The organism is Chryseobacterium sp. (assembly GCF_008014695.1).
GTDB lineage: Bacteria > Bacteroidota > Bacteroidia > Flavobacteriales > Weeksellaceae > Kaistella.
Map to the genome: position 1 here is coordinate 520731 of NZ_VOXE01000003.1, position 13848 is coordinate 534578.

26 protein-coding genes are annotated in these 13848 nt (G+C 36.4%); all 26 read left to right on the forward strand.

Translation table 11 applies throughout. The features are described from left to right. Nucleotides 1–144 precede the first annotated feature (144 nt). The 26 genes from FUA25_RS10250 to rplO all read left to right on the forward strand — a co-directional run bounded on the left by FUA25_RS10250 (nt 145) and on the right by rplO (nt 13846). Nucleotides 145–423, forward strand: coding sequence for a hypothetical protein (locus FUA25_RS10250; protein WP_147756811.1), 279 nt, complete (start codon nt 145–147; stop codon nt 421–423). A 50-nt stretch (nt 424–473) separates the two neighbouring features. After that, nucleotides 474–1247 (forward strand): GLPGLI family protein, encoded by a 774-nt coding sequence (locus FUA25_RS10255; RefSeq protein ID WP_147756812.1) that lies wholly within the window; start codon nt 474–476, stop codon nt 1245–1247. Nucleotides 1248–1387: 140 nt separating this feature from the next. Then, nucleotides 1388–1843, forward strand: coding sequence for a hypothetical protein (locus tag FUA25_RS10260; protein ID WP_147756813.1), 456 nt, complete (start codon nt 1388–1390; stop codon nt 1841–1843). A 369-nt stretch (nt 1844–2212) separates the two neighbouring features. Continuing rightward, nucleotides 2213–2425: a hypothetical protein gene (locus FUA25_RS10265; RefSeq protein ID WP_147756814.1), complete on the forward strand. Its 213-nt coding sequence runs from the start codon at nt 2213–2215 to the stop codon at nt 2423–2425. 282 nt (nt 2426–2707) lie between these two features. Further along, nucleotides 2708–3886 carry an aspartyl protease family protein gene (locus FUA25_RS10270; RefSeq protein ID WP_147756815.1) on the forward strand — a complete coding sequence of 393 codons (1179 nt, stop codon included), beginning with the start codon at nt 2708–2710 and terminating at the stop codon, nt 3884–3886. 191 nt (nt 3887–4077) lie between these two features. Beyond that, complete coding sequence (locus tag FUA25_RS10275) at nt 4078–4560, forward strand: low affinity iron permease family protein (protein ID WP_147756816.1); 483 nt, start codon at nt 4078–4080, stop codon at nt 4558–4560. A 211-nt stretch (nt 4561–4771) separates the two neighbouring features. Beyond that, nucleotides 4772–5398: a 50S ribosomal protein L3 gene (rplC, locus tag FUA25_RS10280; protein WP_147756817.1), complete on the forward strand. Its 627-nt coding sequence runs from the start codon at nt 4772–4774 to the stop codon at nt 5396–5398. Next, nucleotides 5389–6018, forward strand: coding sequence for a 50S ribosomal protein L4 (rplD, locus tag FUA25_RS10285; protein ID WP_147756818.1), 630 nt, complete (start codon nt 5389–5391; stop codon nt 6016–6018). Before rplC ends, rplD begins: the two co-directional genes overlap by 10 nt. Nucleotides 6019–6021: 3 nt before the next feature. After that, a complete protein-coding gene (gene rplW / locus FUA25_RS10290) occupies nt 6022–6312 on the forward strand; it encodes a 50S ribosomal protein L23 (protein ID WP_147756819.1) in 291 nt (96 codons plus the stop codon). Nucleotides 6313–6328: 16 nt separating this feature from the next. Continuing rightward, a complete protein-coding gene (gene rplB, locus FUA25_RS10295; RefSeq protein ID WP_147756820.1) occupies nt 6329–7150 on the forward strand; it encodes a 50S ribosomal protein L2 in 822 nt (273 codons plus the stop codon). 2 nt (nt 7151–7152) lie between these two features. After that, the gene (gene rpsS / locus FUA25_RS10300) at nt 7153–7431 is read left to right on the forward strand and encodes a 30S ribosomal protein S19 (RefSeq protein ID WP_147756821.1); all 279 of its coding nucleotides are present in this window, start codon (nt 7153–7155) and stop codon (nt 7429–7431) included. Between the two features lie 2 nt (nt 7432–7433). Further along, a complete protein-coding gene (gene rplV / locus FUA25_RS10305) occupies nt 7434–7835 on the forward strand; it encodes a 50S ribosomal protein L22 (protein ID WP_147756822.1) in 402 nt (133 codons plus the stop codon). A gap of 7 nt (nt 7836–7842) precedes the next feature. Continuing rightward, nucleotides 7843–8589, forward strand: coding sequence for a 30S ribosomal protein S3 (rpsC, locus tag FUA25_RS10310; protein WP_147756823.1), 747 nt, complete (start codon nt 7843–7845; stop codon nt 8587–8589). 82 nt (nt 8590–8671) lie between these two features. Next, the gene (gene rplP, locus FUA25_RS10315) at nt 8672–9097 is read left to right on the forward strand and encodes a 50S ribosomal protein L16 (protein WP_147756824.1); all 426 of its coding nucleotides are present in this window, start codon (nt 8672–8674) and stop codon (nt 9095–9097) included. An 11-nt stretch (nt 9098–9108) separates the two neighbouring features. Continuing rightward, nucleotides 9109–9297, forward strand: a complete 189-nt coding sequence (gene rpmC / locus FUA25_RS10320) for a 50S ribosomal protein L29 (RefSeq protein WP_147756825.1) — start codon at nt 9109–9111, stop codon at nt 9295–9297. A 12-nt stretch (nt 9298–9309) separates the two neighbouring features. Next, nucleotides 9310–9567 carry a 30S ribosomal protein S17 gene (gene rpsQ, locus FUA25_RS10325; RefSeq protein ID WP_088263399.1) on the forward strand — a complete coding sequence of 86 codons (258 nt, stop codon included), beginning with the start codon at nt 9310–9312 and terminating at the stop codon, nt 9565–9567. Continuing rightward, nucleotides 9567–9935, forward strand: coding sequence for a 50S ribosomal protein L14 (gene rplN, locus FUA25_RS10330; RefSeq protein WP_147756826.1), 369 nt, complete (start codon nt 9567–9569; stop codon nt 9933–9935). The genes rpsQ and rplN overlap by 1 nt, the downstream gene beginning before the upstream one ends. A gap of 18 nt (nt 9936–9953) precedes the next feature. Next, nucleotides 9954–10280: a 50S ribosomal protein L24 gene (rplX, locus tag FUA25_RS10335; protein ID WP_147756827.1), complete on the forward strand. Its 327-nt coding sequence runs from the start codon at nt 9954–9956 to the stop codon at nt 10278–10280. Between the two features lie 11 nt (nt 10281–10291). Beyond that, nucleotides 10292–10843 (forward strand): 50S ribosomal protein L5, encoded by a 552-nt coding sequence (gene rplE / locus FUA25_RS10340; RefSeq protein ID WP_147756828.1) that lies wholly within the window; start codon nt 10292–10294, stop codon nt 10841–10843. A gap of 3 nt (nt 10844–10846) precedes the next feature. Continuing rightward, nucleotides 10847–11116 carry a 30S ribosomal protein S14 gene (gene rpsN / locus FUA25_RS10345; RefSeq protein WP_039341538.1) on the forward strand — a complete coding sequence of 90 codons (270 nt, stop codon included), beginning with the start codon at nt 10847–10849 and terminating at the stop codon, nt 11114–11116. A 148-nt stretch (nt 11117–11264) separates the two neighbouring features. Then, the gene (rpsH, locus tag FUA25_RS10350; protein WP_147756829.1) at nt 11265–11663 is read left to right on the forward strand and encodes a 30S ribosomal protein S8; all 399 of its coding nucleotides are present in this window, start codon (nt 11265–11267) and stop codon (nt 11661–11663) included. A gap of 17 nt (nt 11664–11680) precedes the next feature. Further along, the gene (rplF, locus tag FUA25_RS10355) at nt 11681–12226 is read left to right on the forward strand and encodes a 50S ribosomal protein L6 (protein ID WP_147756830.1); all 546 of its coding nucleotides are present in this window, start codon (nt 11681–11683) and stop codon (nt 12224–12226) included. 17 nt (nt 12227–12243) lie between these two features. Then, nucleotides 12244–12597, forward strand: a complete 354-nt coding sequence (gene rplR, locus FUA25_RS10360) for a 50S ribosomal protein L18 (protein WP_147756831.1) — start codon at nt 12244–12246, stop codon at nt 12595–12597. A 19-nt stretch (nt 12598–12616) separates the two neighbouring features. Next, a complete protein-coding gene (rpsE, locus tag FUA25_RS10365) occupies nt 12617–13138 on the forward strand; it encodes a 30S ribosomal protein S5 (protein ID WP_147756832.1) in 522 nt (173 codons plus the stop codon). A gap of 9 nt (nt 13139–13147) precedes the next feature. After that, nucleotides 13148–13324, forward strand: a complete 177-nt coding sequence (gene rpmD, locus FUA25_RS10370; RefSeq protein WP_147756833.1) for a 50S ribosomal protein L30 — start codon at nt 13148–13150, stop codon at nt 13322–13324. Between the two features lie 75 nt (nt 13325–13399). Further along, entirely contained in the window at nt 13400–13846 is a 447-nt protein-coding gene (gene rplO, locus FUA25_RS10375; RefSeq protein ID WP_147756834.1) for a 50S ribosomal protein L15, read from the forward strand. Nucleotides 13847–13848 lie beyond the last annotated feature (2 nt).

A 13848-nucleotide genomic window follows, 5' to 3' on the forward strand; every position in this document is an offset into this window, starting at 1 on the left:
AATAATAAAAAATCCCTTTTCGAAAGAAGAGGGATTTTTGTTTAGATTAATTCTAAATTTATGTAAAACATGATATTTGTCATAAAAAATTTGGATAGATTTAGATTTAGATTCGTGGGACATTAACCAACAAATTTATGTATCATGAAAAAAATTATTTTATTAGCAGCATTTGCAGCTGCTGGTTTTTTGAGTGCAAAGAGTTCAGTTGAAACAAAGCTGAACGAAAAAAAGACTGAATTAAATTGCGATAAATTTATTTCGGTTCAAGAATGTGGAGTTTTTGTAGTTTATTATGACGCTGGTGGATATATAACTGGCTCTCAATATTTTAGTTCGGATCAACCCGATCTTCAGAGCTGTCAAAGATATCAAAGCGCAGTGAAATTGACTTTAGTGATTGCGGGATATTGGTTGACATAAGAATGATTCTTAAGCTTATCTTATTTCAAATATCTTCTTTTTTTTAAATTATGATGAATAAATTATTATTATTTCTATTGTGTCTGTTTTGGAATAAATTTGATTCTCAACAGATACATGTGAAGTATTTAAATGTTCGATCTCCAATCGCTACTCTTTATGAAAATCTCTATATTAATGGAACCCAAGTGATCTCTATTCAGGATTCTATCATAACGTTCAATAAAAATATGGCGGAAGGAAATATTGTCGCTGTTGCTAAAAACACCCGGAAAATTTCAAAAGAATATTTCGTTAGTGATTTGAATGATGATCCCGCAAGAGATTTTTTCTTTACATCATACGTAAATATAAAAGACTATTTTATTTATGATAAGGTTCCTAAGCCTATATGGACGGTTCTGGAAAAAGAGACTAAAAAAATTCTAGGTTATAATTGTATTAAAGCGGAGGCCATCTTCAGGGGTTCGAAAATAGTTGCTTATTTTACTCATGAAATACCTATAAGTGCTGGTCCTTTTAAGTTCTTTGGCTTACCTGGTCTTATTTTGGATATCCGTGTTGAAGGAAAACCGTACGATATATGGAGGGCAGAAAGCATTGATGTCGATTCAAAAGAAAAAATAGGGTACAAACCACAATTTTTAAATAAGGAAAATATAAAAATGAGGGACTTTGTAGAAATGAAGGAAGCTGAGATAAATGCTGTTTTTGCTAAAACTCGGGCTGCCCTTCCGCCTGATTTGAAAGTTAAAGTAGAAGAGCGAAAGCGTTTTGGAGTGGAACAGATATTTGAGTGGGAAATCACCGAAGCTGAAAATTAATTATTTACAATCCCTTTTCGAAAGAAGAGGGATTTTTAGATTAATTCTAAATTGATAAAAAAACCTGACATTTGTCATAAAAAATTTGCATAGATTTAGATTTAGATTCGTGAGACTTTAACCAATTAAATTTATGTATTATGAAAAAAGTTACGGGATTTTTTGCCATGCTTATTGGGTTTTTTTGTTATTCCCAGATTACTGTTGCAACTATTAGTTCTGACGGTACAATTAGGCTAACAGATGAGTTTCAAAAAGTAAAAACTCATTTTAGTAGTACATTAAAAGCTCAGAATAATGCTGCAATACTTATCGACTATCAGATAAAGTCGGATCGTTCTGATTCCGGAAAGGAATATTATTATGTTTTGGGTAGAAATGAAGATAATACGGTGAAAGTAGCTCACAGGCTACAGTTAATGCAAAGTTCATTCATATATGATTTTAATGATTCAGGAGGCACAACCACCTGCTCAGGATGTCCAAGCGGATGTAATCCTAAACTGGGAAGTGATGGCTATTATTACTGTACACCTTGTACAGATAATTCTACAAACTGTTCGAAGTCCACAACGGTTGGAACAAATTATCCATAAAATTAAATTGCTTCTGGATTTCCAGATTACAAAATAAAAATCCCTTTTCGATAGAAGAGGGATTTTTTTTAGATTAATTCTAAATTGATAAAAAACCTGACATTTGTCATAAAAAATTTGCATAGATTTAGATTCGTGAGACATTAACCAACAAAAACAATGTATTATGAAAAAATTTATTATTGCTAAGTTTTGGGGTCACGTATTCAAGACTTCGTTATTTGGTTTGGTCCTGCTAACCTCATGTAGCCGGGAGATAATAATCGGAGAACAATTTTCTCCGGAGGTAATTTCAACATATATGTATTAACAACTGCAGTTGAAGATGATGTAGATTTGAATTTAGCGTCGGAGTCAATAAGATTGGATATGGTGAGTTTTGTTAATGGAATAAGGGCATATTATTCTGAAGGTATGACATATCCACAATTTAAAGATGCGTTAGACCCAGAAAACAATTTGAATAATATTACTCAGGCAGGAGATGCTTTGCTTTTTGAAGCTTATAATATTATTTCCAATCATGTGAGTGATGAGGATGTTAGTGGGCATAGAATGAGTGAAGCTCTGAATTATATTTAAAGAAATAATTTAGAGGCACAAGTCACTGATATAAAAGAAGTTGATTTTGAAAAAGGTTCATTGTAATTATTTGGATTAAGTGAGAGTTATGTAGCAATGGACAAATCGGGATCTTGTAAGTGGTGTCAAATTGGCTGTCATCTAAGCAATTTTTGGAATTGGCTAAATTCAGATGCAAATGGTGATGCACCGGGTACGACTACCAATCTTCAAGCCATAGGTTCCGCTTTAGGTTAAGTAGCGGCAATCATAACGATTGTAGAAAAATTGTAAACATATATTATGAATAACATACTTTATATTTTATTATTTCTTTTCATTTCAAATTTGTATTTTACACAAACTGCAACTAATCTTGCTTATTTAAATGATGGAGGTGTGAAATTAGTCGATAACATAGAATACATTTCACTAGAGGATAATGCAAATGGCTTATTGTTAATAATAAATATTAATAGTAAAGATTATACATTTCTGGTGGATACAGGGGCCTCTGTTTCTATACTAAATAATCAGAGTTTTAAAAATGCGAATATAGTTGAGCGTAAAGAAAAAATAAAGATAAAGGATCCATTGGGAAATGAGGAGGAAAAGGATTTGTTTTATCTCGATTTCAAAATTGGTGAAAATCAATTGTCAGATTTTGCTTTTATTAAAAGTGATTTGTCCCAACTATTTAAAAACAATTGTTCAAAATTAGACGGAATTATTGGTGCTAACGTACTTAAAAAGTTGAACTGGAAATTTGTAAAAAAGGAAAATAAATTATTTTTTTCTCAGAAACCTTTCACTTATGAAGGTTACAATGAACCAACATCGGTAAAATGGGCTGGTAGTATACCACTTGTAGAAATGAAAGTGAATGACTATAAGTTTCTGGCACTTATTGATACTGGACATTTTGGTACATTTATTTTTCCGAATTACATTTATATCAATAATTTTGGTTTTGGTACATATTACAATTCCACAAAAGGCAGAGGAAATCTGGTTACAACAATCAATGGCAGCCAAAAGGTGGAATTAAAGAAAGCCCGCCTAGAAAGCCTTAGCTTAGGAAATATTGATTTTAGTGAATATGAAGTAATTTTAGCTCCTAAAGTCCTTCCAAATATAGGCAATGGCATAATTCTTCAAAACGGTTTTATTTTTAATTTCTTGACTGATGAAATTGCATTTGCCAAAAATGAGAAGAGTACTAAAGCAGAACCGTTACGAAAAATCAAAATTTGTAAATCGGAAAAGAACAGCAGGGAGATAGAAGTGTGTTTCTTTTGGGATGAGCCGACCAACAAAATGCTAAAACTTCACGACCAGATTATCAGCATCGATTCAATCAACACCGCTGATATTGATGCAGAACAATATTGTAAAGTAATAAGCTATGTACAAGAAGCCAAAAAACCGGTGAAATTAGTTTTAAAAAGGGGTAAAAAGCAATTTGATTACATTCTTAATTAGTAATTGAGATGTTTAAATTTAATTCTTTACAGGCCTTATTGTAATATCAGATCCCTTTTCGCAAGAAGAGGGATTTTTTTGTAATTCTAACGCAGGAAACTTAAATAGGGGTTTTTAAAAAGCTAAAATACTTTAGCACAATATTTGTCAGGGAATGGTGAATAAATTTCAATTTAAAGTAAATTCATAAAATGGAAACAGAACACAAAAAAAGTTTCTTTGATAATTTTGCCAACTGGGCGAGTACCTTTACCGGAAGTGCCGCAGCATTTATCGGAGCCTCTATCCTCGTCATCATTTGGGCAGCAACGGGACCCATTTTTAAATTTTCTGAAACCTGGCAGATGGTCATCAATACCGGAACCACCATTATTACTTTTCTGATGGTTTTCCTCATCCAAAAAGCACAGAACAAGGATTCCAAAGCCATACAGATCAAACTCAATGAACTGATTGCCGCGCACGAAAAAGCCAGCAACAGGATTGTGGACATTGAGGACCTCACAGAAAAGGAACTGGATAAACTCCACCGGTATTATGAAAAGCTCGCGGATCTTGCAGAGAAAGATAACGACCTCCATATGTCCCACTCAATCGATGCGGCCGAAGACAACCAGGAACTGAAAATGAGAAACCTGAAAATTGAGCAGGAAATCGAGAGAGATGGCATCTAAAATTCAGTAATTAACGAAATAATGTAAACTTCAGCCCGTGCTGGAGTTTTTTTGTTAAATCTTCAAATTATTTTTAACTCTCTGTTTGTCAATTCAAAAAAACTTCTTACATTTGCACACTCAATTTAGGGAAGAAGTATGCCTATTTCAGAAATAGAAATCACCGAAACTTTGATTGAAAAACGTGAATATTAAATAATATATATAAATAATGTCAGGTATTATTGGTAAAAAAATCGGGATGACTTCCCTGTTTGACGAAAACGGCAAAAACATGCCGTGTACAGTTATTCAGGCTGGTCCTTGCTCGGTTTTACAGGTCAGAACCATAGAAAAAGATGGGTATAAAGCTGCTCAGCTTGGTTTCGATGACAAGAGTGAAAAGAACGTTGGTAAAGCGTTAGCCGGCCATTTCAAAAAGGCGGGTTCTGCTCCAAAAGCTAAATTGGTTGAATTCTATCATGAATTCGTAGACAAATTAAGCGTTGGAGATGAAGTAAAAGTTAATCTGTTCGCTCAAGGCGAATTTGTTGACGTTACAGGTACTTCAAAAGGTAAAGGTTTCCAGGGGGTTGTTAAAAGACACAACTTTGCTGGGGTAATGCAGGCAACTCACGGACAGCACAACAGATTGAGAGCCCCAGGTTCCATTGGTGCAGGTTCCGACCCGTCAAGAGTATTCAAAGGAATGCGTATGGCAGGTAGAATGGGTGGTAAGCAGGTTACTGTTTCAAACCTTCAAGTGTTAAGAGTAGATGAAGAACAAAATCTTTTAGTAGTAAAAGGTGCTGTTCCGGGAGCGAAAAATTCTTATGTAATTATCAGAAAATGGAACTAGTAGTATTCAATACATCAGGAAAAGAAACCGGAAGAACAGTTCAGTTAGACGAAGCCATTTTTGGAATTGAGCCTAACCAGCACGCGGTTTACTTAGAAGTGAAACAATTCCTTGCTGCTCAGCGTCAGGGAACACATAAATCAAAAGAAAGAAGCGAAATCGTTGGTTCAACTAAAAAGTTGAAAAAACAGAAAGGTTCAGGTTCTGCAAGATATGGTGATATCAAGTCGCCAACCTTTAGAGGTGGAGGTAGAGTTTTTGGTCCAAAACCAAGAGACTACCGTTTCAAACTGAACAAAGCTTTGAAAAGATTAGCAAAAAAATCAGTACTTTCTCAGAAAATGAGAGATAATTCAATTAAAGTTCTGGAAGCATTCAACTTTGATGCTCCTAAAACCAAAGATTTTATCACACTGAACAATACCCTAGGATTCGAAGGCAAAAAATCCCTTTACATTCTTCCGGAAGCTAATAAAAACGTATATCTGTCCTCAAGAAATTTACCGAAAACTAAAGTATTGACTTATAACGAGATCAGTTCTTATGACTTGGTACATGCAGGCGAGATTGTATTTTTAGAAGGTGCTATCGAAAAATTTCAGGAAAACTTAAGAAAATAAATCATGTCGATTATTATTAAACCCATCATTTCAGAAAAGGCCAACTATCTTACCGATTTAAGAGGTGCTTATTCTTTTTTAGTGAATACTAAAGCGAATAAAATCCAGATTAAAAAAGCGGTTGAAGTTGCTTACGGTGTAAAAGTAGCAGACGTAAGAACAATGATTTACGCTCCTAAAGTTTCTTCGAAACACACCAAAAAAGGATTACAGGTTGGGAAAACCAACAAATTGAAAAAAGCAGTCGTTTCACTTGCTGAAGGTGAAGTGATTGATATTTTTGCAACGAATTAATTAAATATCAATAGTAATGTCTGTTAGAAAATTAAAACCTATCACCCCGGGACAGAGATTCAGAGTTGTTAACAACTTTGAGGAAATTACTACCAACAAACCAGAGAAGTCTCTAACCGTTGGTATTAGTAAGTCAGGTGGTCGTAACAATACTGGTAAAATGACCATGCGTTACACCGGAGGTGGACACAAACAAAAATACAGAATTATCGACTTCAAGAGAAATAAATTCGATGTTGAAGCAACGGTAAAAACTGTAGAGTATGATCCGAACAGAACCGCTTTTATCGCTCTATTGGAATATACAGACGGAGAGAAGAGATACATCATCGCTCCAAACGGTATTAAAGTAGACCAGAAAGTGATTTCTTCGGAAACCGCAGAACCAAATGTTGGGAATGCAATGAAACTGAAAAACATTCCTTTGGGAACTGTTGTTTCTTGTATCGAATTGAGACCAGGTCAGGGAGCTGTTATGGCGAGAAGTGCAGGTTCATCCGCACAGCTGACTTCAAGAGACGGTAAATACGCCATCATTAAATTGCCTTCAGGAGAATCAAGAATGATCCTTACTGAATGTATGGCCATGATCGGATCCGTTTCCAACTCAGATCACCAGCTTACCGTTTCAGGTAAAGCAGGTAGAAGCAGATGGTTGGGCAGAAGACCAAGAACAAGACCGGTAGTAATGAACCCTGTAGATCACCCGATGGGTGGTGGTGAAGGAAAATCTTCCGGAGGTCATCCAAGATCAAGAAACGGTATGCCTGCAAAAGGATACAAAACAAGAAAGAAAAACAAAGCGTCTAACCGATTTATTATATCTAAAAGAAAATAATTATGTCAAGATCACTTAAAAAAGGACCTTTCATTCATCATACTTTAGATAAAAAGGTTCAGGCAAATATAGAGTCTAATAAAAAGACGGTAATTAAAACTTGGTCCAGAGCATCAATGATTTCTCCAGACTTCGTAGGACAGACTATCGCAGTACACAACGGGAAATCTTTTATCCCCGTATATGTAACTGAAAACATGGTAGGACACAAGCTAGGCGAATTTTCTCCGACAAGATCTTTCAGAGGTCACGGTGGTAACAAAAATAAAGGAGGTAGATAATCATGGGATCAAGAAAAAGAGAAAGTGCATTGGCACGTAAAATAGCAAACCAGGATGTGGCAAAATCGTTGCATAATGATTGCCCGTCTTCTCCAAGAAAGATGAGATTGGTTGCTGATATCATCAGAGGAGTTGAAGTTGACAAAGCTTTGGCAATCCTTAAATTTTCGAAAAAAGACGCTTCTAACAAGTTAGAAAAAGTTTTACTTTCTGCAATGGCCAACTGGCAGTTGAAAAATGAAGGTGCGGATATTGAAGAAGCAAATTTAATCGTAAAAGAAATTATGGTTGATAGTGCAAGACAGTTGAAGAGACTGAGACCGGCTCCGCAGGGAAGAGGTCACAGAATCAGAAAAAGATCCAACCACATCACATTAATCTTAGGTACTAAAGACATTAAATAATCAAGGTATGGGACAGAAGACAAATCCAATTGGTAACAGATTAGGTATCATCAGAGGATGGGATTCAAACTGGTTTGGTGGTAAAAACTACGGCGACAGAATCGCTGAAGATTACAAAATCAGAAGATACCTTGAAGCAAGATTATCTAAAGGCGGTATTTCAAAAATATATATTGAAAGAACCCTTAAATTAGTAACAGTAACAATCACTACAGCCAGACCGGGATTAATCATCGGAAAAGGAGGTCAGGAAGTTGATAAATTGAAAGAAGAACTGAAAAAGATCACCGATAAGGACATCCAGATCAACATCTTCGAAATCAAAAGACCTGAATTAGACGCAGTATTGGTTGCAGACAGCATCGCAAAACAGATCGAAAACAGAATTTCTTACAGAAGAGCCGTGAAAATGGCCATTCAAAGCACCATGAGAATGGGAGCTGAAGGAATCAAAGTACAGATTTCAGGAAGACTGAACGGAGCGGAGATGGCAAGAAGCGAATCTTTCAAAGACGGAAGAATCCCATTGTCAACCTTCAGAGCAGATATCGATTACCATATCGGTGAAGCACTTACTCAGTACGGTAAATTGGGCGTAAAAGTTTGGATCATGAAAGGTGAAGTTTACGGTAGAAGAGATCTTTCCCCGTTAGTAGGACAACAGAAAAAAGCACCTGCAGGTGGAAGAGGCGACAGAAATGACCGCAACGACCGTAACGACAGAGGAGACAGAAGACCAAGAGATAGAAAATAATTAATGAAATTTTAGAGGACAGTTTTAAATGACCGTTACTTTTTTAAAAGCTAAAATCTAAAATCTAAAATTCCTAGAAATTATGTTACAACCAAAAAGAACCAAATTCCGTAAAGTTCATAAGATGAAGATGAAGGGGATTGCCCAAAGAGGGAATCAACTCGCTTACGGAACTTTCGGGATCAAAGCCAATGAAGGCGCTTGGATCACTGCAAGACAAATTGAAGCAGCGCGTATTGCTGCGACAAGATATATGAAAAGAGAAGGTCAGTTATGGATCAAAGTATTTCCGGATAAACCGATTACCAAGAAACCAGCCGAAGTAAGGATGGGGAAAGGTAAAGGTGCCGTGGAATATTGGGTGTCCGTAGTGAAACCTGGTAAAATATTGTTTGAAGTAGGAGGGGTACCGTACGAAGTGGCAAAAGAGGCATTGCGTCTTGCTGCTCAGAAACTTCCTGTAACGACGAAATTTGTAGTCGCTAACGATTTTGTTCAACCTCAATAATCTTAATTATTATGAAAAAAGCTGACATCAAAAATCTAAGCGCAGGAGATATCCAAAACAAATTAGCTGAAGTAAAGGCAGATTTCAATAAACTGAAATTGTCCCACAGAATCAGCCCGATTGAAAATCCTATTCAGATCAAAGACTTGAGAAAAACAATCGCAAGACTTGAAACTGAATTAACACTAAAACAACAATAAGAATTTCATTTTATCATGGATAGAAATTTAAGAAAAGAAAGAATCGGAATTGTTTCCAGCAATAAAATGGAAAAGACCATTGTTGTAAGTGAAACTACCAGAGTAAAACACCCAATGTACGGTAAATTCGTTCTAAAGACGAAAAAATATACCGCACACGACGAGAACAACGAGTGTACTGAAGGCGATACAGTTTTAATTACTGAAACAAGACCTTTAAGTAAAAGTAAAAGATGGAGATTAGTACGAATCATTGAAAAAGCTAAGTAATGTTACAAACCGAATCAAGATTAAAAGTTGCTGATAACACAGGTGCCAAAGAAGTACTTGTTATCAGAGTTCTGGGAGGAACCAGAAGAAGATATGCTTCAGTTGGTGATAAAATCGTAGTGACTATCAAAGATTCTACGCCACAGGGAACCGCTAAAAAAGGTACTGTTTCTAAAGCAGTTGTTGTAAGAACCAAAAAAGCTGTCCGCAGAAAAGACGGTTCATACATCAAATTCGACGATAATGCTTGTGTTCTTCTGAATGCAGCCGGCGAAATGAGAGGAACACGTGTTTTCGGACCCGTTGCCCGTGAACTGAGAGATAAAGAATATATGAAAGTCATTTCATTAGCTCCTGAAGTACTTTAATTTTAAAATTTACAGAAAATGTCAAAGTTAAAAATCAAAAGAGGAGATAACGTCATCATCACTACCGGAAAGAAAGAAATTAAAGGAAAGAAAGGTGAAGTTATTGAAGTGATCAGAAAAGAAGGCAAAGACGCCAGAGTAATTGTTGCAGGATTGAATATCGTTAAAAAACATACCAAACCTTCAGCAGGAAACCCACAAGGCGGAATTGTAGAGAAAGAAGCATCTATCCATATTTCCAATGTTATGCTTATCGATAAAGACGGTAAAGCAACAAAAACAGGAAGCAAAACGGAAGGTGATAAAAAAGTGAGAGTTGCCAAATCAACCGGTGAAACTTTATAATTAAAAAGACGATGGAATATATAGTAAGACCAAAGAAAATATATAACGAACAGATTATTCCTGCGATGATGGAAGAATTTGGGTACAAATCTGTTATGCAGGTACCTAAATTGCAGAAAATCGTTATTTCACAAGGTTTAGGAGCTGCTACAGCCGATAAAAAAATTGTGGATTATGCAGTTGAAGAACTAACCGCAATCACCGGTCAAAAAGCAGTAGGTACCATCTCCAAAAAAGATGAGGCCGCTTTCAAACTGAGAAAAGGAATGCCTGTTGGAGCAAGAGTGACTTTAAGAGCTACACAAATGTATGAGTTCTTAGACAGACTTACTTCTTCAGCTTTACCGCGAATCAGAGATTTCAACGGTATCAAAGCTGACGGTTTCGACGGAAGAGGAAATTACAATTTAGGAATTACTGAGCAGATCATTTTTCCTGAAATCGTAATCGACAAAGTAAAGAAAATCCAGGGGATGGACATTACTTTCGTAACTTCTGCGAAAACAGATAAAGAAGCAAAATCATTATTAACGCACTTCGGTTTACCTTTCAAAAAGAACTAAAAGATGGCTAAAGAATCAATGAAAGCGCGTGAGCGCAAAAGAGAAGCTACAGTAGCAAAATATGCTGAGAAAAGAAAAGCTTTGAAAGAAGCCGGAGATTACGCAGGATTGCAGCTATTGCCTAAAGACGCTTCACCGGTAAGATTACACAACAGATGTAAATTAACAGGAAGACCAAGAGGATACATGAGAACTTTCGGACTTTCGAGAGTAACCTTCAGAGAAATGGCCAACAAAGGTCTTATCCCGGGTGTTAAAAAAGCCAGTTGGTAACAAATTTAGAACAATCGAGGCAGTAAAGTTTATGTGCCCTTACGCAATAAGCGGTAAGCAGTAAGCATTTTTTGCATATTGCTTACAGCCTAAAGCTTAAAGCCCATAAAAACTAATTGTCATTAACCAATAACAACAAAAAAGAAAAATGGTAACAGATCCAATTTCAGATTTCCTAACCAGAGTAAGGAACGCTCAAAGCGCAGGCCACAAAGTGGTGGACATTCCTGCATCGAAAATCAAAAAGGAGATTACGAAAATTTTATTTGATCAGGGGTATATTTTGAACTTCAAGTTCGAAGATCACGCTGTTCAGGGAAATATCAAAATCGCTTTAAAGTATGACAAACAAACCAGCAAACCGGCTATTAAAAGCATCCAAAGAGCTTCAAGACCAGGTTTGAGACAGTACAAAGGTTCAGGTGACCTTCCAAGAGTACTGAACGGTTTGGGAGTGGCTATCATCTCAACTTCTAGAGGAGTAATGACTGATAAAAAAGCCAGACAAGAAAAAGTTGGTGGAGAAGTAATCTGCTATGTTTATTAATTTTTAATTATAGGAAAATGTCAAGAATTGGTAAATCAATTATAGAAATTCCTGCTAATGTTACTGTATCCGAAAAAGAAGGTTTGGTAACCGTGAAGGGCCCGAAAGGAGAACTTACACAGCAAATTAGCGAAGGAATCACTCTGAAACAGGAAGACGGAATACTTACTTTCGATAGACCTTCCGAATCAAAACAACACAAAGCATTACACGGTCTTTACAGAGCGTTAATCAATAACATGATTCAAGGAACTGCCACCGGGTGGACCAAACAACTTGAACTTGTAGGAGTAGGATACAGAGCATCAAACCAAGGCAACCGTCTTGAGCTGGCTTTAGGATTCTCTCACGGTATTGTACTGGATCTTCCAAAAGAAATCACAGTAGAAACCTTGACTGAAAAAGGTAAGAACCCAATCATTACCTTATCTTCTTTCGACAAACAACTTTTAGGAATGGTGGCTGCAAAGATCAGATCTTTCAGAAAACCGGAACCGTACAAAGGAAAAGGAGTTCGATTCGTTGGAGAAATTGTTAGACGTAAAGCTGGTAAATCTGCTTAATTTTAAAACTTAAGAAAATGGCACTAAGCAAAGTAGAAAAAAGAAATAGAATTAAAAGAAGAGTAAGAGGGAAAATCTCCGGCTCTTCAGAATTACCAAGATTATCTGTTTACAAAAGTAATAAAGAAATTTACGCTCAGTTGATCGACGATAAAGACGGTAAAACTTTGGCTTCTGCTTCTTCCAGAGAGAAAGGAGTAGATTCTAAAGGTACAAAAGTGGAAATTTCTGCCGCAGTAGGTAAAGCAATCGCTGAGAAAGCTAAAGCTGCAGGTATTGAAAATATTGTGTTCGACAGAAACGGGTTTGTATATCACGGAAGAGTGAAAGCTCTTGCTGATGGAGCCAGAGAAGCCGGACTTAAATTCTAATCATTAAATTTCGGAAAACATGTTAGGACTAGATAATATAGAAAAAGTAAAACCGGGAGGATTAGAACTTAAGGATCGTCTTGTTTCGGTAAACAGAGTAACCAAAGTAACCAAAGGGGGTCGTGCTTTCGGATTTTCAGCAATTGTTGTTGTAGGTGACGAAGCAGGAACCGTAGGTTTCGGTTTGGGTAAATCTAAAGAAGTTGCTTCAGCAATCGCAAAAGCAGTGGAAGACGCAAAGAAGAATTTAGTGAAAGTTCCTGTAGTAAACCATACCATTCCTCACCAGTCTTCTGCAAGATACGGTGGTGCTGATATCTTCTTGAGACCAGCTTCACACGGTACCGGATTAATTGCCGGTGGTGCAGTAAGAGCGGTATTGGAGTCGGCAGGTGTACATGATATTCTGTCGAAATCCAAAGGATCTTCTAACCCGCACAATGTAGTGAAAGCTACTTTCAAAGCGTTGTTGGATATCAGAAGACCTGAAGATATCGCAAAATTAAGAGGTGTTTCATTAAGCAAAGTGTTTAACGGTTAATATAAAACAATGGCAAAAATTTCAGTAAAACAAGTAAAAAGCGCTATTGGCAGAACAAAAACCCAAAAAAGAACGCTTGAAGCATTAGGATTAAAAAAACTTCACCAGGTTGTGGAACATGACGATACTCCTTCTATCTTAGGAATGGTATCTGCGGTATCTCACCTCGTAGAAGTGGTAAAATAGAAAACAGAAAAAGAGGTAAGAGACTTTTATAGATCGTCTCTTATTTCTTCTTTTAAACTCTCAAATCTAAAAATAATGAATTTAAATAATATTAGACCTGCAGCAGGTTCTACGCACAGTACCAAGAGAATTGGTAGAGGACAAGGTAGTGGAAAAGGTGGTACAGCAGGGAAAGGACATAATGGTCAGCAGGCCAGAGCCGGATATTCTCAGAAGATTGGTTTCGAAGGTGGACAGATGCCTTTGCAAAGAAGACTTCCTAAATTCGGTTTTACGAATGTAAACAGAAAAGAATACAGAGCAATCAATATTGATACGCTTCAGAATTTAGCAGATACCAAAAATATCACTGAAATTACTAAAGAAATTTTGGTTGAAAACGGATTGGCTAAGAAAAACGAAATCGTAAAGATCATGGGTAGAGGCGAATTGAAAACAGGAGTTTCAGTTTCTGCACACAAATTCACAAAGTCAGCTGAAGAAGCAATCGCTAAAGCAGGTGGTAAAGCAATTACTCTATAATT

Bases quoted from the DNA above. Each gene is read 5' to 3' on its own strand.
- rplB (WP_147756820.1), top strand. From the start codon at position 6,329: ATGTCTGTTAGAAAATTAAAACCTATCACCCCGGGACAGAGATTCAGA.
- FUA25_RS10260 (WP_147756813.1), top strand. From the start codon at position 1,388: ATGAAAAAAGTTACGGGATTTTTTGCCATGCTTATTGGGTTTTTTTGT.
- FUA25_RS10270 (WP_147756815.1), top strand. From the start codon at position 2,708: ATGAATAACATACTTTATATTTTATTATTTCTTTTCATTTCAAATTTG.
- rpsN (WP_039341538.1), top strand. From the start codon at position 10,847: ATGGCTAAAGAATCAATGAAAGCGCGTGAGCGCAAAAGAGAAGCTACA.
- rplR (WP_147756831.1), top strand. From the start codon at position 12,244: ATGGCACTAAGCAAAGTAGAAAAAAGAAATAGAATTAAAAGAAGAGTA.
- rplX (WP_147756827.1), top strand. From the start codon at position 9,954: ATGTCAAAGTTAAAAATCAAAAGAGGAGATAACGTCATCATCACTACC.
- rplP (WP_147756824.1), top strand. From the start codon at position 8,672: ATGTTACAACCAAAAAGAACCAAATTCCGTAAAGTTCATAAGATGAAG.
- rpsE (WP_147756832.1), top strand. From the start codon at position 12,617: ATGTTAGGACTAGATAATATAGAAAAAGTAAAACCGGGAGGATTAGAA.
- rpmD (WP_147756833.1), top strand. From the start codon at position 13,148: ATGGCAAAAATTTCAGTAAAACAAGTAAAAAGCGCTATTGGCAGAACA.
- rpsH (WP_147756829.1), top strand. From the start codon at position 11,265: ATGGTAACAGATCCAATTTCAGATTTCCTAACCAGAGTAAGGAACGCT.
- rpsS (WP_147756821.1), top strand. From the start codon at position 7,153: ATGTCAAGATCACTTAAAAAAGGACCTTTCATTCATCATACTTTAGAT.
- FUA25_RS10255 (WP_147756812.1), top strand. From the start codon at position 474: ATGATGAATAAATTATTATTATTTCTATTGTGTCTGTTTTGGAATAAA.
- rplN (WP_147756826.1), top strand. From the start codon at position 9,567: ATGTTACAAACCGAATCAAGATTAAAAGTTGCTGATAACACAGGTGCC.
- rpmC (WP_147756825.1), top strand. From the start codon at position 9,109: ATGAAAAAAGCTGACATCAAAAATCTAAGCGCAGGAGATATCCAAAAC.
- FUA25_RS10265 (WP_147756814.1), top strand. From the start codon at position 2,213: ATGGTGAGTTTTGTTAATGGAATAAGGGCATATTATTCTGAAGGTATG.
- FUA25_RS10250 (WP_147756811.1), top strand. From the start codon at position 145: ATGAAAAAAATTATTTTATTAGCAGCATTTGCAGCTGCTGGTTTTTTG.
- rplV (WP_147756822.1), top strand. From the start codon at position 7,434: ATGGGATCAAGAAAAAGAGAAAGTGCATTGGCACGTAAAATAGCAAAC.
- rplO (WP_147756834.1), top strand. From the start codon at position 13,400: ATGAATTTAAATAATATTAGACCTGCAGCAGGTTCTACGCACAGTACC.
- rplD (WP_147756818.1), top strand. From the start codon at position 5,389: ATGGAACTAGTAGTATTCAATACATCAGGAAAAGAAACCGGAAGAACA.
- rpsC (WP_147756823.1), top strand. From the start codon at position 7,843: ATGGGACAGAAGACAAATCCAATTGGTAACAGATTAGGTATCATCAGA.
- rplW (WP_147756819.1), top strand. From the start codon at position 6,022: ATGTCGATTATTATTAAACCCATCATTTCAGAAAAGGCCAACTATCTT.
- rplF (WP_147756830.1), top strand. From the start codon at position 11,681: ATGTCAAGAATTGGTAAATCAATTATAGAAATTCCTGCTAATGTTACT.
- FUA25_RS10275 (WP_147756816.1), top strand. From the start codon at position 4,078: ATGGAAACAGAACACAAAAAAAGTTTCTTTGATAATTTTGCCAACTGG.
- rplC (WP_147756817.1), top strand. From the start codon at position 4,772: ATGTCAGGTATTATTGGTAAAAAAATCGGGATGACTTCCCTGTTTGAC.
- rplE (WP_147756828.1), top strand. From the start codon at position 10,292: ATGGAATATATAGTAAGACCAAAGAAAATATATAACGAACAGATTATT.